The organism is Terribacillus saccharophilus (genome assembly GCF_002272745.1).
GTDB lineage: Bacteria > Bacillota > Bacilli > Bacillales > Amphibacillaceae > Terribacillus > Terribacillus saccharophilus_B.
On the sequence record NZ_NPBD01000002.1, the window covers coordinates 80,520 to 103,439 of the forward strand.

The 22,920-nt window shown below is 43.7% G+C and carries 23 protein-coding genes, 1 riboswitch and 1 other annotated feature; all 23 genes read left to right on the forward strand.

Features of this window, described 5'->3' with window-relative positions:
* Positions 1–19: 19 nt before the first annotated feature.
* Positions 20–1,123 (forward strand): stage V sporulation protein E, encoded by a 1,104-nt coding sequence (spoVE, locus tag CHH58_RS02255; protein WP_255220247.1) that lies wholly within the window; start codon positions 20–22, stop codon positions 1,121–1,123.
* Positions 1,124–1,249: 126 nt separating this feature from the next.
* A riboswitch (SAM riboswitch) is annotated at positions 1,250–1,356 on the forward strand.
* A 90-nt stretch (positions 1,357–1,446) separates the two neighbouring features.
* Complete coding sequence (gene ssuE, locus CHH58_RS02260) at positions 1,447–1,998, forward strand: NADPH-dependent FMN reductase (RefSeq protein WP_170937497.1); 552 nt, start codon at positions 1,447–1,449, stop codon at positions 1,996–1,998.
* Between the two features lie 12 nt (positions 1,999–2,010).
* Positions 2,011–3,276 carry an MFS transporter gene (locus CHH58_RS02265; protein ID WP_095230971.1) on the forward strand — a complete coding sequence of 422 codons (1,266 nt, stop codon included), beginning with the start codon at positions 2,011–2,013 and terminating at the stop codon, positions 3,274–3,276.
* 18 nt (positions 3,277–3,294) lie between these two features.
* Positions 3,295–4,686, forward strand: a complete 1,392-nt coding sequence (locus tag CHH58_RS02270) for an LLM class flavin-dependent oxidoreductase (protein ID WP_095261961.1) — start codon at positions 3,295–3,297, stop codon at positions 4,684–4,686.
* A 4-nt stretch (positions 4,687–4,690) separates the two neighbouring features.
* Positions 4,691–5,878 carry an acyl-CoA dehydrogenase family protein gene (locus CHH58_RS02275; RefSeq protein WP_170937498.1) on the forward strand — a complete coding sequence of 396 codons (1,188 nt, stop codon included), beginning with the start codon at positions 4,691–4,693 and terminating at the stop codon, positions 5,876–5,878.
* A gap of 357 nt (positions 5,879–6,235) precedes the next feature.
* A complete protein-coding gene (locus CHH58_RS02280; protein WP_095234572.1) occupies positions 6,236–7,018 on the forward strand; it encodes a cell division protein FtsQ/DivIB in 783 nt (260 codons plus the stop codon).
* 232 nt (positions 7,019–7,250) lie between these two features.
* Entirely contained in the window at positions 7,251–8,534 is a 1,284-nt protein-coding gene (gene ftsA, locus CHH58_RS02285; RefSeq protein WP_095230967.1) for a cell division protein FtsA, read from the forward strand.
* A 58-nt stretch (positions 8,535–8,592) separates the two neighbouring features.
* Complete coding sequence (ftsZ, locus tag CHH58_RS02290) at positions 8,593–9,762, forward strand: cell division protein FtsZ (protein ID WP_095230966.1); 1,170 nt, start codon at positions 8,593–8,595, stop codon at positions 9,760–9,762.
* A gap of 172 nt (positions 9,763–9,934) precedes the next feature.
* Complete coding sequence (locus tag CHH58_RS02295) at positions 9,935–10,375, forward strand: cell wall-binding protein (protein WP_095261963.1); 441 nt, start codon at positions 9,935–9,937, stop codon at positions 10,373–10,375.
* A 426-nt stretch (positions 10,376–10,801) separates the two neighbouring features.
* The gene (gene spoIIGA / locus CHH58_RS02300) at positions 10,802–11,722 is read left to right on the forward strand and encodes a sigma-E processing peptidase SpoIIGA (RefSeq protein ID WP_095261964.1); all 921 of its coding nucleotides are present in this window, start codon (positions 10,802–10,804) and stop codon (positions 11,720–11,722) included.
* Between the two features lie 17 nt (positions 11,723–11,739).
* Entirely contained in the window at positions 11,740–12,459 is a 720-nt protein-coding gene (gene sigE / locus CHH58_RS02305) for an RNA polymerase sporulation sigma factor SigE (RefSeq protein WP_373554109.1), read from the forward strand.
* Between the two features lie 125 nt (positions 12,460–12,584).
* On the forward strand, positions 12,585–13,367 hold the full coding sequence (gene sigG, locus CHH58_RS02310) for an RNA polymerase sporulation sigma factor SigG (RefSeq protein WP_095223034.1): 783 nt from the start codon (positions 12,585–12,587) through the stop codon (positions 13,365–13,367).
* A gap of 216 nt (positions 13,368–13,583) precedes the next feature.
* Positions 13,584–13,847: a YlmC/YmxH family sporulation protein gene (locus tag CHH58_RS02315; RefSeq protein WP_095230964.1), complete on the forward strand. Its 264-nt coding sequence runs from the start codon at positions 13,584–13,586 to the stop codon at positions 13,845–13,847.
* Between the two features lie 61 nt (positions 13,848–13,908).
* Complete coding sequence (pgeF, locus tag CHH58_RS02320) at positions 13,909–14,721, forward strand: peptidoglycan editing factor PgeF (RefSeq protein ID WP_249275011.1); 813 nt, start codon at positions 13,909–13,911, stop codon at positions 14,719–14,721.
* Positions 14,718–15,398, forward strand: a complete 681-nt coding sequence (locus tag CHH58_RS02325; RefSeq protein ID WP_095232556.1) for a YggS family pyridoxal phosphate-dependent enzyme — start codon at positions 14,718–14,720, stop codon at positions 15,396–15,398. Before pgeF ends, CHH58_RS02325 begins: the two co-directional genes overlap by 4 nt.
* Before the next feature lie 14 nt (positions 15,399–15,412).
* Complete coding sequence (locus CHH58_RS02330; protein WP_095232557.1) at positions 15,413–15,859, forward strand: cell division protein SepF; 447 nt, start codon at positions 15,413–15,415, stop codon at positions 15,857–15,859.
* A 6-nt stretch (positions 15,860–15,865) separates the two neighbouring features.
* On the forward strand, positions 15,866–16,126 hold the full coding sequence (locus CHH58_RS02335; RefSeq protein WP_095261965.1) for a YggT family protein: 261 nt from the start codon (positions 15,866–15,868) through the stop codon (positions 16,124–16,126).
* A gap of 18 nt (positions 16,127–16,144) precedes the next feature.
* Positions 16,145–16,918 (forward strand): RNA-binding protein, encoded by a 774-nt coding sequence (locus CHH58_RS02340; protein WP_095261966.1) that lies wholly within the window; start codon positions 16,145–16,147, stop codon positions 16,916–16,918.
* A 72-nt stretch (positions 16,919–16,990) separates the two neighbouring features.
* Positions 16,991–17,491: a DivIVA domain-containing protein gene (locus tag CHH58_RS02345; RefSeq protein ID WP_095230959.1), complete on the forward strand. Its 501-nt coding sequence runs from the start codon at positions 16,991–16,993 to the stop codon at positions 17,489–17,491.
* A 69-nt stretch (positions 17,492–17,560) separates the two neighbouring features.
* Positions 17,561–17,781 (forward strand) — a binding site (T-box leader).
* A 62-nt stretch (positions 17,782–17,843) separates the two neighbouring features.
* The gene (ileS, locus tag CHH58_RS02350) at positions 17,844–20,597 is read left to right on the forward strand and encodes an isoleucine--tRNA ligase (protein ID WP_095234576.1); all 2,754 of its coding nucleotides are present in this window, start codon (positions 17,844–17,846) and stop codon (positions 20,595–20,597) included.
* Between the two features lie 112 nt (positions 20,598–20,709).
* Positions 20,710–21,174 (forward strand): signal peptidase II, encoded by a 465-nt coding sequence (lspA, locus tag CHH58_RS02355; RefSeq protein ID WP_095230957.1) that lies wholly within the window; start codon positions 20,710–20,712, stop codon positions 21,172–21,174.
* Complete coding sequence (locus CHH58_RS02360) at positions 21,171–22,082, forward strand: RluA family pseudouridine synthase (protein WP_095232560.1); 912 nt, start codon at positions 21,171–21,173, stop codon at positions 22,080–22,082. Before lspA ends, CHH58_RS02360 begins: the two co-directional genes overlap by 4 nt.
* Positions 22,083–22,253: 171 nt before the next feature.
* Positions 22,254–22,799 (forward strand): bifunctional pyr operon transcriptional regulator/uracil phosphoribosyltransferase PyrR, encoded by a 546-nt coding sequence (pyrR, locus tag CHH58_RS02365; RefSeq protein ID WP_095230955.1) that lies wholly within the window; start codon positions 22,254–22,256, stop codon positions 22,797–22,799.
* The last annotated feature ends 121 nt before the right edge of the window (positions 22,800–22,920 follow it).

Below are 22,920 nucleotides of genomic sequence, written 5' to 3' on the forward strand. Positions count from 1 at the left end.
AAGGAAATGGGGTTTTTCTTTGCGTAAATCTAATCTTCCGAAGACGGACTGGCTATTGCTCTTCTCCATCGGAGGCCTGCTGACGATCGGTATCATCATGGTGTATAGTGCTTCTGCTGTATGGGCGGAATATAAATTTGATGATAGCTTCTTTTTTGCCAAGCGGCAGCTATTGTTCGCCGGTGTTGGTTTAGGAGCTATGCTGGTCATCTCCAGGTTGCATTATGAGATTTGGCGGAAATATGCGAAGGTTTTACTTTTGATTTGCTTTGTTTTGCTCATTGCCGTCTTGATTCCCGGTGTCGGATTGGTCCGCGGTGGTGCAAGGAGCTGGATCGGGGTAGGGGCCTTCAGTATCCAGCCTTCTGAATTTACGAAGCTGGGCTTGATTATCTATTTAGCTGTCTATCTTTCGGCTAAGCAGAAATATATAACTTCCTTGAGACAAGGATTCCTGCCCTCGCTCTTGCTCGTGTTTACAGCTTTCGGTATGATCATGCTCCAGCCTGATCTTGGAACTGGTGTGGTACTTGTACTTACTTGTATGGTGATGATTTTAGTGAGCGGAGCCAGAATCTCACACTTCGTCGGTCTGGGAATTTTAGGACTGGGTGCTTTCGCAGCGCTCATCTTGTCTGCGCCATATCGTATTCAGCGTATTACAGCTTTTCTGGACCCGTGGGAAGATCCGTTAGGGGAAGGATTCCAGATCATCCAATCCCTATATGCGATCGGACCTGGCGGGTTAATGGGGATGGGCTTAGGCAACAGTCTGCAAAAATTCTTCTACTTGCCAGAGCCGCAGACGGATTTCATCTTTGCCATTCTAGCAGAGGAGCTCGGGTTCATCGGCGGCGCAGGCGTTATGCTTCTCTTCTTGCTGTTTCTGTGGCGAGGCATACAAGTCGCGCTTCGGGCGCCTGATGGCTTCAGCAGTTTGCTGGCATTAGGTATCACTGGTATGATCGCTATCCAATGCATGATTAATATCAGTGTTGTTATAGGCTTGATTCCAGTTACTGGTATTACACTGCCGTTTTTAAGCTACGGTGGATCTTCGCTTACACTTACGCTGAGCTCAGTCGGCATACTGCTCAATGTAAGCAGATACAGCAAACTCTGAAAACATAAGAATTAGAACTTACCCTGCAGAAAGTGAAATCAAATAAGCACTATATTAAAAATTTTTAGACAATTAATATTGACTTTTTTATATGGCGCACGTATCATTAAAGACAATTTCATACAGTTCTTATCCAGAGAAGCCGAGGGACTGGCCCGATGAAGCTTCAGCAACCTCTGACGATGTCAGAAAGGTGCTAAATCCAGCAAGATTAAAATCTTGGGAGATAAGAGTGCGGGCGATTATTTCAAACTCTCTTTTCTTCGGAAAAGAGAGTTTTTTCGTTTAGTCACTCTATTACACAAAAAAGGAGAAATGACAAATTGACAGACATTATTATTCTATCAGGAAGTCCATCCAAGCATTCAAGATCAAAGCTGGCAGCGAACTATGCGGGTAAATTGGCTGAAGAGAAAGGCTTTACCGTTAAGGAAATAAGTGTTACCGATTTTGCTCCGGAGGATCTGGTCTATGCAAGATTTAACAGTCCTGCAATTGTGGCAGCGGGGCAGGCTGTCAGTAATGCCAAAGGGTTAATTATTGCTTCTCCCGTATACAAAGCAGCCTATTCCGGTGTATTAAAATCTTTACTTGATTTATTGCCTCAGGACGCGTTTAAAAATACGACAGTACTGCCCATTATGACAGGCGGCAGTCCGGCACATTTGCTTGCGATAGATTATACATTAAAGCCGCTAATTGCCAATCTTAAGGGAGAGTCCTTGCAGGGAGTGTATTTATGCGACCATCATATCAACAAGGAGAACCCAGAACATCCAGTTTCAGACAAAGAAACTGGTGTAAGAATACAAACACAAACAAATCAGCTTGTTGAGGCGATTCGCCGAAATCATGCAGCCAGTGTAGTGAAGTAAAGGAGGTAAGTAATGGAGGCTAAGAAAACATTGTTTGGTATTCCGATTCAGGTCATTGGCGGGTTACTTGCAATTTTGTTGTTCATGACAGGAGATGGTATTGAACAGGCATTTCTTTCTAAATATGTTGTCGACATAGGATTCACTACCAATCAGTCAGCAATTATGTTTAGTGCTTACGGTATCGTACTTACTTTTGCTTCTTGGCTCGCCGGTGTGCTTGGGGAAGTCATCGGACCTCGAAAAACGATGCTGATTGGGGTCGTCACATGGGTTGTTTTTGAGATAGGATTTCTTTATCTTGGTCTTCACTTGGAGAGTTTTTCAATGATGGTGCTCATGTACGGCCTGCGCGGCTTTGGCTACCCGCTGTTTGCTTTTGCTTTTATTGTGTGGATTGCCTACCGTACGGAAAAACATAAGCTTGCGACGGCAATGGGATGGTTCTTCTTTATGTTTGCTGGGGGTATCGGTTTTCTTGGCTCGTATTATCCAAGTATTCTGCTTCCGTTTATTGGAGAAATGGCAACGCTTTGGAGCTCACTTATCTGGATTATCCTAGGAGGGATACTAGGTGTTGCATTGGTGGATGACAAAGATCGTCAAGGAGTCAAGATCCAGGGTCAGAACTCTAATAATAAATGGGCAGAAGCGCTAAAAGGAATTACGATTCTTTGGGAAAACCCTCGTGTTGCTGCTGGCGGCCTGCTTCGGACGATAAACACATCAGGATGGTATGGATTTGTTGTTGTCATGCCAGGTTTTTTTACTAGTTTGTTAGATATTTCAACTAGTCAATGGCTTCAGCTTTGGGCAATACAGTCAGTCAGTAATATGGCAGCTGGAGTGTTATTTGGAATGATAGGTGATCGAATTGGCTGGGTAAAGGTAGTCCGCTGGTTTGGCTGTGTGGGTGCAGCTGTTTGTTCTTTGCTTTACTACTACATCCCGGTAGCATTCGGAGCAAGCATTCCACTGCTTATCTTGAATGCCATACTTTTCGGTGCGGCGATTGCAGCATTCGTTCCGCTGTCTGCAATATTGCCGACACTTGCTCCGGCTAACCGCGGTGCGGCAATCTCGGTACTTAATTTAGGAGCAGGAGCAAGTCAGTTCCTAGGACCAGTGCTTGTCGGTGTACTGAACAATTACTTAGGGATTATTGGTGTGGTATGGGGATTCGCCATTCTTTATGCACTTAGTTTTCTATTAACACCATTTCTAGCACCTGCTTCAAAGGCACAAATACATGCAACAGAAGAGTTTGCTGTCAGATAACTAAAGGAGGTCTTCCAAATGACAAATAAACGAATCTATTTGAATGCATTTGATATGAATTGTGTTGGACATCAATCACCGGGGTTATGGACACATCCTGACGATCAAGCACATCGTTATAAGGACTTGGACTACTGGACAGAACTAGCTCAAGTATTGGAGCGTGGCCAGTTTGATACTTTATTTTTGGCTGATGTACTTGGAACATACGATGTATACCAGAACTCAAGGGAAGGAGCGGTCCGTCAAGCAGCTCAGGTGCCAGTAAATGATCCGCTGCTTGTTGTGCCGGCAATGGCTCAGGTCACCAAGCATCTAGGTTTCGGAATCACTGCATCTGTTACGTATGAGCATCCTTACAGCTTTGCACGCCGCGTATCTACACTGGATCATTTAACTAAAGGCCGCGTCGGCTGGAATATTGTTACCTCCTATTTAGAAAGTGCAGCTAAAAACCTGGGTTTGGATACGCAGATTAAACATGATGAACGCTATAATATTGCAGAGGAATACGTAGAAGTGTGCTATAAGCTTTGGGAAGGCAGCTGGGAAGACGATGCAGTAGTTCGTGACACGAAACGAAAAGTGTACACTGATCCAGAAAAAGTACATGATATCCATCATCAGGGAACTTACTACACCGTACCGGGGGCGCATCTGTCCGAACCTTCTCCGCAGCGCACGCCGGTGCTTTTCCAAGCGGGCTCATCGTCAAGAGGAAGAGCATTCGCCGCTAAGCATGCAGAATGTGTCTTTATCAGTACACCGACTGTTGCTGTGACAAAGAGTTATGTAGACAAATTGCGTGAGGAAACGAAACGTCAAGGGCGTAATCCAGAAGAGATAAAAGTGATGAGCCTCTTTACTCCGATTGTGGCAGAGACAGAGGAAGCAGCACAGAAAAAACTCGCACAATATCGCAGTCATGCGAGCTATGAAGGAGGTCTGGTTCTATTAGGTGGCTGGACTGGCATCGATTTTTCAGAATATGATCCGGAAGAAGAGCTTCGTTTTGTTGAAAATGAAGCAATCCATTCAGCGGTCGAAACGTTCACGAAGATTGATCCGAATAAAAAATGGACTGTCCGCGAAGTGGCTGAATTCGTAGGTATCGGAGGAATTGGTCCTGTAGTCGCCGGAACACCAGAACAAGTAGCTGATGCAATGGAAGATTGGGTGGAACAGACTGGAGTTGATGGATTTAATATAGCCTACGCCGTAACTCCAGGAACATTTAAAGATCTTGCTGATCATGTGGTGCCGATTCTGCAGGAGCGAGGCCGGATCCGAAGCAATTACGAAGGAGCTACTTTGCGCGAGAATTTGAGTGGAAATAGCAGACTGCCAGATCATCATCCTGCTCGCCAAATCGGAAAAACAGTTCAGGAACATGGGAAGCAAACGGTGTAATATCATGATAAATAAAATAGAAACCAAACTAGAGTCCATCCATTCACTGATTGATGACGTAGTATACCAGACAATTGCCCCATCTGCAGATATGCTTGATCGAGAGAAAGTCTTTCCTAAAGCAAATTTGCAGGCACTTGCAGCAAAAGGATTGAACGGAATTTTGTTGCCGGAACATTTAGGCGGCCTTCATGCAGGATACAAAGCATTTTTGATTGTAGCAGAAAAAATAGCAGCACACTGTCCCTCCACTGGTCTTGTTTACACAATGCATGTGGAAGCGGCTGATGCAATCTACAGGTTTGGTACAGAGGAGCAGCATGACAAGTGGCTGAAACCTGTACAAGAGGGGCGATTTGGCACAACCTCTACAAGTGAAAGAACCTCTGGAGGAAGATACTGGATTAATACGAGCCGAGCAAAACACACATCGGATGGCTACGAGCTGAATTTGGAAAAATCTTTTACAACAAGCAGTGGATTTGCCGATTTCTATATTGTCCAAACTGGTTCACCACACGCCGATACATCAGATGATTTAAGTTATTTTATCATTGAAGGAACGAACCCGGGCTTAAGCTTTGGAAACTGGGATGCACTCGGAGTAAGAGGGAATCATAGCTCGTCGCTTACGCTTAATAACGTACAAGTAACAAAGGAAAATCTGCTAGGAAGTGAAGGGGCTGGCCGTACGATTGTGGAAACAAGTATCGCTTACCTGCTTGGACTTGGGTCTGTCTGGACAGGGCTTGCAGGTGGTATAATTGATACAGTTACGGATTACGCAAAACGAAATCATCACCGTGATGTTGACAAGAGTCTTGGTGACTATCAGGTTATCCGCAGTCTGCTTGCCAAAGCAGTGATTCACCATAAAGGTCTTACTGCCTGGTTGAATCAGCTTCGTGCCGAGATTGATCATGAGCTTCACAATGAATCTGGAAAGCTCAGTTCGTCTACCCAGCAGGATTTGCTGTCGTTTAAAATCCATGCTTCAGATACAGTAAATAAGATTGCCCAAATAGCCATGGACATTACCGGAGGCTACGGTTATAAAATTGGAAAGCTGGAAAGGTTTTACCGTGATGCCAGAGCGGGTATTGTAATGGGGCCTTCCAACAATCTTGCACGTGAAATTCTTGCAAAGCAGCTTATCGGGATTTCAGATGATTTGTGGAAAGAAACCTCTTAATAGGGGTTTCTTTTTCTGTACCATGATTAAGCTGAATACTTTTTATAAATATGGAAGTGGATAATTTTACCGTTATAAAAACGAGGCTTGACCGACAAAACAAAGGGTGCTAAAACGAATGTAATGGTAGAATGGGAGAGAATGAGGGCAAAGGAAGATGTATAGAAGTTTTCATTTCTTGTCCCATTGAAGAAGGAGAATGGCAGCTTCTTATATAATTAGGTAAAGAAACCTTTTTAAAAGGCGGATTATTTACAATTTGTTGGTTACTGACTCTTTCCGCTAAATGAATGTGTTATAATTTGATAATTACAATACAAGCAGTTTTTCGACTGTACAGCATAGGAAGAAGAGGAAATGAGCGAAAAAAAGAAAATTGTTTCCATCGAAGACCGTATCCCGAAATTAAAACAAGCGAGAAAGAAAAAGGCGAATAGACGACTTATATTCTACTTATCTATTTTCTTCGTACTAATTTTCATCATTGTGTATCTGCAATCGCCACTAAGCAATATTCACCGTCTTGAAGTGGAAGGAAATGAATTTCTGCCTAAAGAAACTATTATTCAAAGCAGCGGACTGACTACTTCAGATAATATGTGGCGAATTGATAAGGATGAGTCAATCAAACGGATAGAAGAAAATGAAGAAGTCGAAAAGGTATCAATAAGCCGAGGCTTTCCTGCCACTGTCACGATCAAAGTGACGGAGCTTGGGAGAGTAGGGTATCTGCAGCAGGATGACAGTTATCGCGCGCTGCTTACCAATGGCAGTATCTCTGAGAAGAAATGGGATCAGCCAAATTCGGATGCCCCGACACTCTATGGTTTTTCTGATGATAAGTATCTTAAAGAGATGGCAGAAGAGCTTGGCCAGCTGCCAGCTTCTATAACCGGTCTCATATCTGAGATACATTACAAGCCGACAGAAGACAATCAATTCGTCATTCAGCTATTCATGAACGACGGCAGGGAAGTGCAAGGAACGATCCGCACTTTCGCCACAAACATGGAGGCGTATCCTAGTATTGCGGCGCAGCTTGATCCAGAAGTCGATGGTGTACTTCATATGGGAGTGGGCACCTATTTCGAGCCTGCCGAGAAGGAGAAAGAAGATAGCGAGCAAGAAGAAGGTCAATAAGCAGAAATTCATGGTATTTTGTCAGTTTATGTAGAATAAACGGGCTATATGCGGTATAGTCGAATCAAATACGAGTATATTAGGCTAAATTCTTACAGAATGTCGCTTTTTAGGCAAAATTCCTCGTGAAATTTGTTATAATTATGCGTGTCTCAATACAAATGTTAATTTATGAAACGAAAATGTAAAACAATGCTGGGCGACATGTCTCTAGGATTAGGAGGTGCCTTACGTGAACAACAGTGAAATTTTAGTCAGCTTAGATGTAGGAACATCAAATATTAAAGTGGTTATCGGGGAAGTATTTCAGGATTCCCTTAACATAATCGGTGTCGGTACGGCAAAATCTAAAGGCCTGAAAAAAGGCGCCATCGTCGATATCGATCAAACAGTCCAATCGATTCGTACTGCTGTTGAACAAGCAGAGCGGATGGTCGGTATGCAAATCGAACGTGTAGTCGTCGGTGTCAATGGTAATCAGATTCAACTGCATCCATGTCATGGTGTGGTGGCTGTATCCAGTGAAACCAGAGAGATAGACAATGAGGATATTGCACGTGTACTTGACGCGGCACAGGTTGTGTCCATTCCGCCAGAACGTGAGATAGTCGATGTGGTTCCAAAACAGTTCATCGTAGATGGATTGGACGGTATCAATGACCCGCGTGGCATGATCGGTGTACGATTAGAAATGGAAGGGACAATTATTACCTGTTCCCGAACAGTCTTACATAATCTATTGAAATGCGTCGAGAAAGCCAACTTAGAAGTGATGGATATATGTCTGCAGCCATTGGCTGCAGGGGCTGTCGCCCTTTCGGAGGATGAAAAGAACCTTGGTGTCGGTTTAATCGACATCGGCGGAGGCAATACGACTGTCTCTGTGTTCGGCAATGACCAGCTAATGGCAACTAGCGTCGTTCCTCTTGGCGGCGAGAATATTAGCAAGGATATATCTATCGGGCTGAAGACTTCCTCTGAACAAGCGGAAGAAATCAAAATTGGATATGGACATGCTTTCTACGATGATGCCAGAGAGGAAGAGACATTCGAAGCTTCGATTATCGGCAGCAACAAAAAACAAAACTTTTCCCAGCTTGATGTCGCGGATATCGTAGAAGCCCGCGTTGAGGAGATATTTGCATACGCTGATAGCGAAATCAAGCGTATGGGCTTCCAGGAACTCCCGGGCGGCTATGTCCTCACCGGAGGAACATCCATGATGCCAGGTATGCTTGAACTGGCACAGGACTGCTTCCAAGCGAATGTAAGACTTGCGATCCCGGATTATCTAGGAGTGCGGGAACCGCAGTTTACAAGCGCCGTGGGAATCTTGCAATTTGCCTATCGGAATGCGAGAATACAAGGGAAGGAGATCTTCTCTGCTGTAACAGAGGGAGACTTCGATGAGCCGGAAAGAAGACCGGCGAAACCTGCTAAATCAGAAAAGAAAAAAGGCGAAGAAAAAAAGAAAGAATCAGGTATTGCTAACCTGTTCAAGTACTTTTTCGATTAAGACAGACACGTCAGACCAATTGATGGAGACGACGGTTTGTAAATAGGAGGACGTTAAGATGTTAGAGTTTGACACAAATATGGAAACATTAGCGACAATAAAAGTCATCGGCGTCGGCGGTGGCGGAAGCAACGCCGTCAACCGAATGATCGAACATGGCGTCCAAGGCGTAGACTTTATTGCAGTGAACACTGACTCACAGGCATTGAATCTATCTAAAGCAGATGTCAAAATGCAAATTGGTGCGAAGCTGACTCGCGGTCTTGGTGCTGGTGCCAACCCGGAAGTAGGTCGCAAAGCAGCAGAAGAAAGCAAAGAACAAATCCAGGAAGTTCTTCAAGGAGCCGACATGGTATTCGTTACAGCCGGCATGGGCGGCGGAACTGGTACAGGTGCTGCACCAGTTATCGCACAGATAGCCAAAGAGCTTGGCGCACTGACAGTCGGAATCGTTACACGTCCTTTCTCATTCGAGGGACGTAAGCGTCAGACACAGGCTTTAGCTGGAACAGATGCTCTTAAGGGCAGCGTAGATACACTTATCGTCATCCCGAATGACCGCTTACTTGAAATTGTCGATAAAAACACGCCGATGCTTGAGGCATTCCGTGAAGCGGATAATGTCCTTCGTCAAGGTGTACAAGGTATTTCCGAATTAATTGCCGTACCTGGTTTGATCAACGTCGATTTTGCTGACGTGAAGACGATCATGGCAGATAAAGGATCAGCACTTATGGGTATCGGTATTGCAACTGGTGAAAACCGCGCGACTGAGGCTGCGAAGAAAGCTATCAGCTCTCCGTTGCTAGAGACTTCTATTGATGGAGCACACGGTGTTCTTATGAATATCTCCGGCGGTACGAACCTAAGCCTGTATGAAGTACAGGAAGCAGCTGATATCGTAACGAGTGCAGCTGACCAGGAAGTGAACGTAATCTTCGGTTCTGTTATCAATGAAGATTTGAAAGATGAAATCGTTGTGACTGTCATTGCGACAGGTTTCGATGAAGCTCAAATCCAGCAAGCTATGAATGCTCCTCGTCCGAAAGCACGTCCGGCAGAGAAGGAAACACAAAGCACGCAACAGCCGGCAACTTCGGAAAGAAGAAGAGAGCGGGAAGAACTGCGCCGAGAAACACCATCTCCGCAGCAGCAACAGCCGCGTAAGCAGGAAGAGGATACATTGGATATCCCGACATTCCTTCGCAATCGCAACCGCAGAAAATAATAATTTCTAGCAAGATAGTATTCAAACAGATTAAAAAAAAGATTGTAGAAAACTATACGTTTTCTACAATCTTTTTTTAATCTCCAAATTTTACCTATATGCTAAATCTTCATTTACAAATTATCCTTATTTTTATATAATATCTAAGTATTATATAAAGGAGGAAAAATTTATGAAAAAAAGGCATCTGTTTTTATTACCAATTCTTATTGCGAGTTTTATGATATTCATAGCTCCGGGAGGCAAGGTTGAGGCTGCTACTTATACAAGTTGGCAAAGTCCAGGTGGTGGGTTTAGTAGTAGTTGCAAAGTTAGATTGATAACTGATGCACAAACATACACAACTAGAGCGACTACTGTTGATGCTAAATTAGAGCAAAATGGTAAATGTGGTAGAATAGATTATGATATGATTCTTTCTGTAGGGAATTCAGTTTCAATGGGTTATGGTAGTTCTCAGAGTGGTTATTTCTCTAATTCAAGTCCATGGAAATCATTTAATCTTAAACATGTGAAGAAAACAACAACTACAACTGTTGTAGCTAGTTTATATAATAACAAAGGTGCTTATTCGAATATTTGGTCTAAGAAAATTAAAATATACGGCCATTAAGAAGATAATTAATAAAGATACATTTTAAGGTTACTCTCCTCTAGATGCAAATATCTAAAGGGGAGTGTTTTTGTTAGCAGACAATTACTTAATGAGAAGGGAATTGAGATCAAAAAGAATGAACCGGCATTATAATGAGCTGTTGTCTTAAATACAACCTTGTATTCTAATTATGAACAGTGGCTTAATCCTCTTTGAAAAAAAGACCATCTCCTTGTTTGATTTTTTATAAGTGAGTTCTAGGAAATTTCAAAAAAAAGGATAGCATCCTATGATGCTATCCTTTTTTTTATGCCAAGAAATGTTAGACAAATTAGGCGGAAAATACATAAAAATAGTGCGGTGCTGGGTGCATAAACTGACAGCATCTGAATCGGCTCTCCGTTATACTAGCTTCATCTATTAAAGAAGAAGGGAAGAGCTGACGTGACAATCTATCTGGATGCAGTCTGGACACTCAATCTTTTCTTGGACTGGCTGCTGCTATTATGCACGCAAGCAATTGCAAGGTTGCAAGTACCCAAGCTTCGTATATTTGCAGGCGCCGTTGTTGCTTCACTCATTGTTCCAGTAACAGTCTATTTTCCGGATAGCTTTCTGGCCCACCCAGCAGGTAAATTACTTTTTTCCATGCTAATCATCTGGATTGCTTTCGGATTCCGGTCTGTCACCCGTTTTCTTAAGATGCTGCTGCTTTTTTATTTTATTACCTTTGCAGCAGGCGGCAGTCTATTCGCCATCCATTATATGCTGCAGACTCAAGCTGCATTCACTCCTGCTTCTTTTTTGACTGTAAGCACAGGATATGGTGATCACGTCAGCTGGCTTTTCGTAGCTATCATGTTTCCAATTGCTTTGTACTTTACTAAAAGCAGAATGGACAAGCAGCGCTTTGAACAATTCCGTTACGATCAGCTTCACACCGTTCAAGTGAGCATCAATGGCATTGCACATAAAACAGACGGCTTCATCGATAGCGGGAATCATCTGTCTGATCCGTTGACGAAGCGGCCTGTCGTAATCTGTGATCAACTTTTTTTACGAAACTGGTTCAATGAAGAAGATTGGCATCTGTTAGCTCAAGCAAACGACAATTTGGATTTGGGTTTACTGTCGGAGGATTGGCCATATGAATTTTCTGTTGTTCCGTATCAGGGTGTGAATGGAGAAGGCGCACTTATGTTGGTTTTAAAGCCGGATAGCATCCTGATTGAAATGGATCAAAACCCGATCGAAACAGACCGGGTCTGGATTGGAATTCAATTCGGCAATCTTACCGCAGATCGCCGTTATCACTGTCTGCTTCATCCGTCACTTATACACGATGCCAGCACGCAAGCGGGCTAAGGAGAAGGGAGATAAACATGGGAATGAAAGCATGGAAGATAAAAATATGGTGGTACAAAATTCTTGTGAAACTAAAGATTAAGCGAAAGGAAATCTACTATATCGGCGGCAGCGAGGCTCTGCCTCCGCCTTTATCGAAGGAAGAGGAGTTCAAATTGCTCCAGCTTCTGCCGACAGGCGATAAATCAGCAAGGGCGATGCTCATAGAGCGCAATCTTCGCCTAGTGGTGTATATAGCGCGGAAGTTCGAAAACACAGGTATCAATATTGAAGATTTGATTAGTATTGGGACAATCGGTTTGATTAAAGCAGTGAATACTTTCAATCCAGAGAAGAAAATCAAGCTTGCAACTTATGCTTCCCGCTGTATCGAAAATGAAATCCTCATGTATTTACGTCGGAATAGCAAACTAAAATCAGAAATAAGTTTTGATGAACCGCTCAATATTGATTGGGATGGCAATGAATTGCTTTTATCAGATGTTCTCGGAACAGATGACGATATCATTACGAAGGATATCGAGAAAAATGTAGATAAGAATTTATTAAAAAGAGCATTGGAACAGCTTAATGACAGAGAAAAGCAAATCATGGAACTGCGCTTTGGACTTATAGGTCAGGAAGAAAAAACGCAAAAAGATGTGGCTGATATGCTTGGTATCTCTCAATCCTACATTTCGCGTCTGGAGAAAAAAATTATCCGCCGACTGCAAAAAGAATTTAATAAAATGATCTAAGCCTTACTGGTGCCTGTATTTGTCCTATGTCGGACAATGTCAGGCACTTTTTGTCTTTGCATAAAAAAATTCCCACGGGGAGATACTGTGCTTGCATCGTATCTTCATTCGGGAGGTCAAGTAACATGTCGAGACAGAAAGTAGAAATATGTGGAGTAGATACTTCAAAACTGCCAGTACTCAAAAATGAGGAAATGAAAAAGCTATTCATCCGCATGCAGCAAGAAGACGACATTTCAGCCCGTGAAGAACTCGTCAATGGAAATCTCCGCCTGGTGCTCAGTGTTATTCAGCGCTTCAATAACCGAGGTGAATATGTCGACGATCTTTTTCAAGTAGGCTGTATTGGACTAATGAAATCCATTGATAATTTCGATTTGAAGCATAATGTGCGTTTTTCTACATACGCAGTGCCGATGATCATTGGAGAAATTCGCCGCTACTTAAGAGACAACAATCCGATTCGTGTGTCACGTTCCTTGCGTGATACGGCATACAAAGCTTTGCAAGTACGTGAGCAGCTGATCGCGAAAACTTCTAAAGATCCAACAACAGCAGAGATCGCTGCCGAGCTTGGCGTGCAGCCTTCTGATATAACATTTGCAATGGATGCCATACAAGATCCGGTTTCCTTGTTCGAGCCGATATATAACGATGGTGGTGACCCGATATTCGTTTTGGATCAGCTTCGCAGCGAGTCGGAAAATGATGCTAACTGGCTGGATAACCTTTCGTTAAAAGAGGGAATGCATCGTCTGAATGAAAGGGAGAAAATGATACTGAATAAGCGTTTCTTCCAAGGCAAGACACAGATGGAAGTCGCAGATGAAATCGGTATATCTCAAGCACAAGTATCTCGTTTGGAAAAAGCAGCAATTGAAGAGATGAATAAACAAATGTTCGAGTGAGGCAGTGCCCGCGGAAAGCGAAGTATTCTGCTGGAGCGGGTTTAATACACGTAATCTGAATAAAAATCCGAACGGTGCAAATTCATTGAGAAATTTGCATTGTTCGGATTTTTGTTTAGCTAAAATTCTCTTGTCTCAATCTCTTTTATATTTATATGCTAATTCATAAGCTTGGCCGCATAGACTAAAAGAAAAAAGCAAAGGGGCCAAGTATTGATGACTCTAACCGAATTGCAAATGAAGGATATTGTTTTGATGGAGAATGGGAAAAAAGTAGGGAATGTGTCTGATTTGGAGATCAATGAACAAAATGGTCATATATCAGCAATTGTCGTGACACTTCGCGGGAAGATGATGGGACTTTTCGGAAAGGAAGAAGAATTAGTCGTTCCATGGAATCAGATCATCACGATTGGTACAGATGTCATCTTAATCAAAAGTCCTGAGCAAGCACCTGTTACGGAAATGGCGAGCAAGTAATCTTGTACAGAATACAGCAGAAATATGGTACTATAAAAGCAATCAGAGGAGTGAGTACCATATGAAAGAAACAGCTTCCAACCTAAAGGGGATGTATATGGAGCTTGGCGGATGGTCAGTTCCTACTAACATCGTCAGCGGTATTACAACAAAATACAATGGTGTGAGCAAAGCACCTTATGATAGTTTGAATATGGGGCTGCATGTTGGCGATAAGCCAGAAGATGTCGTCCGGAACCGTCAGCTACTTGCCGAAGCTATTCAATTTCCTCTCGAGACATGGGTATTAGGAGAACAAGTCCATGGGACAGAAATTGCAGTCGCTACAAGAAGTGAAGCTGGTCGCGGAAGTCGGGAATTAACTGACAGCCTCCCATCGGTGGATGGCCTTATCACCAATGAAAAAGGTATGCTTCTAGCTGCTTTCTTTGCTGACTGCGTACCTCTTTATTTTTTCGATAGCACAAGTGAGTGGATTGGAATGGCACACGCTGGCTGGCGCGGAACTGTCTCAAATATGGCAGGGGAAATGGTTGAAGCTCTTTGTACAAATGGAGCAAACAAGGAAAGTATACAAGCGATGATCGGACCATGTATATCGAAGAACAGATATGAAGTGGACGATCATATTGTACAGCAGATACCCGAGGAATTCCGGGCTAAAGTGCTAGCACCAAGCGGATCTGACCGATACTATCTTGATCTGCAGATGCTTAATCGACTGTACCTGCTGCATGCAGGCATTCTGGAAGAAAACATACTTACAGCAGCATATTGTACATACGATTCCCCAGAATTTTATTCGCATCGGGAAGATCAAGGAAAAACCGGCAGGATGATCGGTTTTATCGGGATGAAAGAGGAGCAAACATGAATACAGTACAAGAGAATTTGAAACAAATCCAGCAGGATATTAATTCGGCAGCGGCCAAAACCGGCCGAAATTCCGAGGATATAACACTCCTTGCCGTTACGAAATATGTTACAATTGAACGAACAGAAGAAGCTGTCGATGCTGGTATTGTCGATTTGGGCGAGAATCGGATCGAGGGTTTTCTTGAGAAGCAGGCAGTTATTGGAGAAAAAGCTGTATGGCATTTCATCGGCAGTCTGCAAACAAGGAAAGTAAAAGATGTCATCAATCAGGTGGACTATCTGCATGCATTAGACAGATTGTCACTTGCTAAGGAAATTCAAAAGCGTGCAACAAAGAAAGTCAAATGCTTTGTCCAAATTAATGTGAGCGGAGAAGCTACCAAGTCAGGTGTATCACCTGATGAAACACTTGTCTTTATCCAGAAGCTTGCAGAATTTCCAGCAATTGAAGTTGTCGGCTTGATGACAATGGCACCGAATACAGAGAAGGAAGATGTACTTCGCAGTGTGTTCAGCGGCTTGAGGCAGCTTCGAGATGAAGTGAAAGCTGCAGGTATGCTGCATGCACCTTGTACATTCTTATCCATGGGAATGAGTAATGATTACACAATCGCGATAGAAGAAGGAGCAACTCATGTCCGGGTCGGTTCTGCTCTTGTAGGTCCATATAAATAAGCGAGGTGAAGAAAATGAGTTTCAAAAATAAGATGAGAAATTTCTTTACTGTAGATGATGAAGAATATGAATACGTCGAAGAACAGCCGAACGAACAAGAGGAAATCGAGCCGTATCCACAGAGCGGGAGAGAGCGTAACCAAAATCAGAACGTTGTCAGCCTGAAAAGTGTACAATCCTCCTCTAAAGTAGTTCTTTGTGAGCCGAGGACATATAACGAAGCGCAGGAAATAGCCGATCATGTTGTGAACAGAAGAGCAGTCGTGCTCAATTTGCAGCGTGTAGACCATCATCAGGCAAAACGGATCGTCGATTTTCTTAGCGGTACAGTCTACGCCCTCAATGGAGATATCCAGAAACTGGGCAGTCAAACCTTCCTGTGTGCTCCGGACAATATTGAACTTGCCGGCAGTATATCCGATATGATAGAGGAGCAGGATGACTATAATAAGAGGTGGTAGAAGCAAATGCTTTTGAACATAATTAGTACAGCTTTCACAGTATATTCCTTTGCGTTGATCATCTATATCCTCATGTCATGGTTCCCGGGAGCCAGGCAGTCCGCTTTCGGCGAAATGCTAGGTCGGATCTGTGAACCATATTTAGATGTATTTCGACGGTTCATTCCACCGCTAGGAATGATTGATTTGTCTCCGATCGTTGGGATCATTGTTTTGCGCTTAGCGGAAAGTGGAGTAAGAACCATTTACTATATGATTTTCTATTGATGAGGAGTACAACGTAACGTGAGTATCTATCAGCATTACCGGGAAGAGGAACGTCCTTTTATCGACCAGATACTTTCCTGGATGGAACAAGTGGAACGTCAATACCAGCCCCGGGTGACCGATTTCCTGGATCCCCGGGAACAGCTTATCTTCAGGCAGCTGTTAGGCGGTCAAACTGAACTGCAGTGGGCACTGTCAGGCGGAACGGAGAAAGCGGAAAGAAAGCGGGGAATCATTGCACCGCTTTATGATACAGTAACACTTGAGGATTTTAGTATCGAGCTGCTCGAGGCTACTTATCCCGATAAGTTTGTCACACTTGAACACCGTGATGTAATGGGATCCTTCCTTTCCCTTGGGATTGATCGTAAAAAAATGGGTGATATCAGTGTGGGCGAAGGCGTAATCCAACTTTTCACTACATCAGACATTGCTACATACATACGTGCGAATTTAGTTGAAGTCAAAAGAGCCAAGGTATCATGGGAATCAGTGGATCCAAAACGGTTCAGGCCTGAAGAGGTGGAATGGGTTACTAGCGAAACAACTGTTTCCTCTCTTAGGCTGGATGCTATCATAAAGGAGCTCTATCATATGTCACGCCAGCAGGCAGCTGAGCGTATTCAAAAAGGTCTTGTCAAAGTAAATTTCAAGACAGTCGAGGATGTCAGCTTTCAGCTGGCTGAGGGAGATCTCCTGTCCCTGCGAGGTATGGGCAGAGGCAAGCTTGCAGAAGTAAAAGGTACAACAAAGAAGGACAAGCAGCGAATTACATTGGAAAAATTAAAGTAGCCGTAACGGTTATTTTATGCTATCTTTGTCGAATAACAGCTATTTTAGATTCTTTAACAGGAGGTGGCCGTCGTGCCATTAACACCTTTGGATATTCACAATAAGGAGTTCGCCCGCGGATTCCGCGGTTATGATGAAGATGATGTAAACGACTTCCTCGACAGGGTAATCAAGGATTATGAGATTATCATCCGTGAGAAGAAGGATTTGGAAGAGCGCATGCAGCAGCTCGAAGAACGACTTGGTCATTTCAACAATATTGAAACGACACTAAATAAGTCAATCCTTGTGGCGCAGGAGACTGCTGAAGAAGTGAAAGGCAATGCAATGAAAGAGTCCAAGCTGATCATTAAGGAAGCAGAAAAAAATGCAGACCGCATCATCAATGAGTCCCTTACAAAGTCTCGTCAGATTGCTTTAGAAGTAGAGGATTTGAAGAAACAGGCTAAAGTCTTCCGTACTCGTTTGAAGATGCTTGTAGAAGCACAGCTTGAGATGATTGAAACAGATGACTGGGACGGATTGTTTGCAACAGAAGTTGCTTACGAACCTGAGGAAGAACCGGCAGATTAATGCGAGCTTGACGTTTTTCGCAAACTTACATATAATTTTACTATTATTAGCAAACAACATGACCATGATATAAAGACTGTGATCGGGACAGTAGGGAGTCCATACCGCTTTCAAAGCGAGCCAGGGAAGGTGAGAGCCTGGTACGGTATCTCTTTCGAACATCACCCGCTAGTTTCCATTCGAACCGCAAGCAGTAGAAATGGACGTCTCATTCACGTTACGAATTCGAGTGGATAGACGATATTAGTCTGTCTATAAGGGTGGTACCGCGAGTCTCTCTCGTCCCTTCTGGGATGATGAGGGACTCCTTTTTTTGCCCAAAATTATCGGTCATCATAAGGAGGAAAAAACATTGGATTACAAAGAAACATTGCTGATGCCGGAAACGGCTTTCCCGATGCGCGGCAACCTGCCGAACAAAGAACCAAAAATGCAGCAGGAATGGGAAGAACAAAACATCTACAAAAAAGTGCAGGAAAGAACGGAAGGGCGTCCGCTCTTCGTCTTGCATGACGGACCTCCATATGCCAATGGTGACCTTCATATGGGCCATGCGCTTAACAAAGTACTGAAGGACTTTATCGTTCGCTATAAATCAATGTCTGGCTTCCATGCACCATATGTTCCGGGCTGGGATACACACGGACTACCGATTGAACAAGCGCTTACGAAGAAGAAGGTTGACCGCAAGAAAATGACGGTTGCAGAATTCCGCCGTCTTTGCGCGGAATATGCGATGCAGCAAATCAACAATCAGCGCACGCAGTTTAAGCAGCTAGGTGTTCGCGGTGATTGGGATAATCCTTATATCACATTGACAAAGGATTATGAAGCAGCACAGATTAAAGTGTTCGGTGAAATGGCAGAACGCGGCTACATCTACAAAGGTATGAAGCCAGTATACTGGTCTCCATCTTCTGAATCTGCTTTGGCAGAAGCGGAAATCGAGTACCAAGACAAACGCTCTGCATCAATTTATGTAGCTTTCCAAGTAAAAGACGGTAAAAACCTGTTCCAAGGTGACGAGAAATTCATCATCTGGACAACAACTCCTTGGACATTGCCTGCTAACGTCGCGATCTCGCTTCATCCAGAAGTGACATATGTGGTAGCGCAAGTGGGCAGCGAAAAATATGTCGTAGCAGAAGATTTGCTGAGCAACGTTACAGAAACACTTGAATGGAGCAGTCCGGAAGTACTGAAAACATTCAAAGGAAAAGAAGCGGAGTATGTAACAACACAGCATCCTTTCTATGACCGTGAATCTTTGATCATCCTAGGCGAACATGTTACGACAGACAGCGGTACAGGCTGCGTACACACAGCACCTGGACACGGGGAGGAAGATTTCTTCGCCAGCCAGAAATATAAGCTGCCAATCATCAGCCCATTAGATGATAAAGGTGTATTCACAAATGAAGCTCCAGGTTTTGAAGGTGTATTCTATGATACGGCAAACAAAGAGATCACAGAACTGCTTGAAGAAAAAGGCGCATTACTAAAACTTGAGTTCTTCACGCATTCTTACCCGCATGACTGGCGTACGAAGAAACCGGTCATCTATCGTGCAACTGCTCAATGGTTCGCTTCCATCAAAGCATTCCGCGAGCAAATCATCGAACAGATTAAGGAAGTGGAATGGTTCCCGAAATGGGGCGAAACACGTCTCTATAACATGTTCCGTGATCGCGAAGACTGGTGTATTTCCCGTCAGCGTGCATGGGGTGTTCCGATTCCTGTATTCTACGGCGAAAATGGCGAACCAATCATCACAGAAGAAACGATCCAGCATGTTTCCGACCTGTTCCTTGAGCATGGTTCTAATATCTGGTTCGAAAGAGAAGCGAAAGATCTATTGCCAGAAGGGTTTACTTCCGAGCATAGCCCGAACGGCATCTTCACGAAAGAAACAGATATCATGGACGTATGGTTTGATTCTGGCTCCTCTCACCAGGGTGTATTAGTAAACCGTCCGGAATTGCAGCGTCCAGCTGACCTTTACTTGGAAGGCTCCGACCAATATCGCGGCTGGTTCAACTCTTCCTTGACGACTTCTGTTGCTGTAACAGGTAAAGCACCGTACAAAGCAGTTCTTAGCCACGGATTTGCATTGGACGGTAAAGGCAAGAAAATGAGTAAATCGCTGGGTAACATTGTTGTACCCGCGAAAATCATGAAGCAATATGGTGCGGATATCCTCCGTCTATGGGTTGCTTCCGTTGATTATCAATCCGATGTCCGCATCTCTGATGAGATCATCAAGCAGACATCTGAGGGCTACCGCAAACTCCGGAATACATTCCGCTTCTTGCTTGCCAACTTGCATGATTTTGATCCTGCTAAGGACAGCGTAGCGCATGCTGATATGGTGGAAGTGGATCGTTATATGCTTGCGAAGCTTTCTGATTTGACTAAGCACGTACGCGCAAGCTATGACAAATATGAATTTGCGGATGTATATTCTGCAATCCTAAGCTTCTGTTCTGTAGAACTTAGTGCGTTCTACCTTGATTTCGGTAAAGATATCCTTTATATCGAAGCTGCTGATCATCCAGCACGCCGCAGCATTCAGACTGCATATTACGAAATCGTAAAAGCGCTTCTGCAAATGCTTGCACCTATTCTTGCTCATACAACTGAGGAAGCATGGAGTCACATCCCTGGTGAGAAAGCAGAGAGCATACAGCTGTCAGACTTCCCAGAAGCTGCAGCAATTGCAGATCATGATGAACTGTTAACAAAATGGGATCATTTCATCAAAGTACGTGATGATGTCTTGAAAGCATTGGAAATTGCCCGCAGTGAAAAAGTCATCGGTAAATCATTAGAATCCAAACTAACAATCGTTGCCAAAGATGATGAAACGAAACAGCTGCTTCAAGGAATTGATAATTTGCATCAATTGCTAATCGTATCTGAAGCTAACGTGGTGGATTCAGATTCAGATGCCGCTGATTATGAGCATGTGGCTGTCCGAGTTGAAAAACATCCGGCTGACCGATGTGAACGCTGTTGGGTTGCTTCTGACACAGTTGGGCAGGATGAAAAGCATCCTGAACTATGTTCACGCTGTGCAAGTATCGTGGAAGCACACTATCACGCGTAAGAAGAGAAAGCTTCGCTTTTAGGCGGAGCTTTCTTTTTATCTGGACAATCTTTTTCATCGTATCTATGGTAAAATGCAAGATAGATTGTATTGAACGGAGGAAATGGAGTCCATGTATTTTGTCATCGCGATTATTCTGATCATCATTGATCAGCTAACGAAATTGGCAGTAGTGAAAAATATGACAGAAGGAGAGTCAATTCCGGTCATCGATAATTTCCTATACCTGTCTTCCCATCGGAACCGAGGGGCAGCGTGGGGGATATTGGAAGGTCATTTTTGGTTCTTTTATCTTGTAACAGCGATTGTTATTGTCATAGTCAGCTACTATATTGTGAAATATAGAAAAGAAAGCAAATTGTTTAGTACCGGACTTTCGCTTGTACTTGGCGGAGCTATCGGTAACTTCATCGATCGTCTGTTTCGCAAGGAAGTCGTCGATTTCGTCGATACACGATTCGGTGACTATCATTATCCAATCTTCAACGTGGCGGATTCCTGTCTGGTTGTAGGTGTAATCCTCATCATTATTGCAATGCTGCTAGATGAGCGAAAGAAAGGAAGAAAAGAAGCATGAGTAAGTTGGAACATACAGTCGCAGCCGAGCAAGCAGGCTTGCGCATCGATAAGCTGTTATCTGATATCCAGGAGGATGTTTCTAGGAGTCAGGCTCAGAGCTGGATCAAAGATGATTTAGTTACTGTGAACGGCACCAAGGTTAAAAATAAGTATACTGTGCAAGAAGGGGACGCGATCGAGTGGTCGATTCCGGAACCTGAGGAAATGAAAATTGAAGCGGAGAATATACCGCTTGAGATTATCTATGAAGATGCTGATATTGCAGTTGTGAACAAACCACGCGGAATGGTAGTACATCCATCCAACGGTCATCAGTCTGGTACGATGGTTCACGCGCTGCTTTACCATCTAAAAGATCTTTCTGGCATCAATGGAACAATGCGCCCAGGGATTGTTCATCGTATCGATAAGGATACAAGCGGCCTTCTAGTAGTCGCTAAGCATGATAAAGCACACCAAAAATTGACGGATATGCTGAAGGAACATGACATTGAACGGAAATACCGGGCAATTGTCCATGGTGTAATTGACCATGAGTTTGGTACAATTGAAGCACCAATTGGACGTGATAAAAATGATCGTCAGAAAATGGCAGTCGTTGAAAACGGAAAGCCTGCTGTGACACATTTCGAAGTGCTGGAGCGCTTTGAAGAATTTACGTATCTTGAGTGTAAGCTTGAGACAGGCAGAACACATCAGATTCGTGTGCATATGCAATATATTGGCTACCCGCTTGCTGGAGATCCAAAATACGGTCCGCGTAGAACGCTGGATATCGATGGACAAGCGCTGCACGCTGCGGTTCTTGGGTTCAACCATCCGATCTCAGGTGAATGGATGCATTTCGAAGCACCGGTTCCAACTGTGTTCCAAGATGAATTGGACAAGTTGAAGTTCAATGCTTGACAGTCATTCCCCTACATGCGATACTGAATGAAGTTGAATAAGAACCTTTAAGACAGTCCAGAGAGGCTGATAAGGAAGCGGAGATGAACGGGATACGTATGTATCCAAGCCCCTTATTGCCTCATGGTGATAAGGGGTTTTTTCATAGCTTCAAAGGAAGGTGGGAAGATAATGAATAAGAAAGCAACCCTGCTGGATCAGGCTGCAATTGGACGTGCGCTTACACGGATTGCACATGAAATCCTAGAACGCAATAAAGGACCGGAAGATTTGGTGCTTGTCGGTATCCAGACCAGAGGTGTTCCCATCGCGAAACGCCTGCAGCAGAAGATAGAAGGAATTGAACAAGTGACGGTACCGCTTGAAGAAGTGGACATCACGTTATACCGAGACGATTTGGCACATGCCTCTGATAATCAGGAGCCGATGGTGCAGCCAGTAAAGCTTGGGACTGATTTAACGAATAAGAATGTCATCTTGATTGATGATGTATTATACACAGGAAGAACTGTGAGAGCTGCAATGGATGCGATCATGGACGCGGGACGTCCAGCGCAGATTCAACTAGCAGTTTTAATCGATCGAGGACATCGGGAACTACCGATTCGGGCCGATTATATCGGGAAGAACATCCCGACCTCGCAATCAGAAGTCATCGTCGTCGAGTTGGAAGAGACAGATGATTACGAGAGCGTCGATATTTACGAAAATGAATAAGGACCTTTAATGGAAGTCCAGAGAGGCTTACAAGGTCGCAAGCAACAACGTCGTCACGGAAGTGGCAGACGTGTGCCTCTTTGCGACCATAATCGCGAAGAGGCTTTTTTTATAGGGGAAA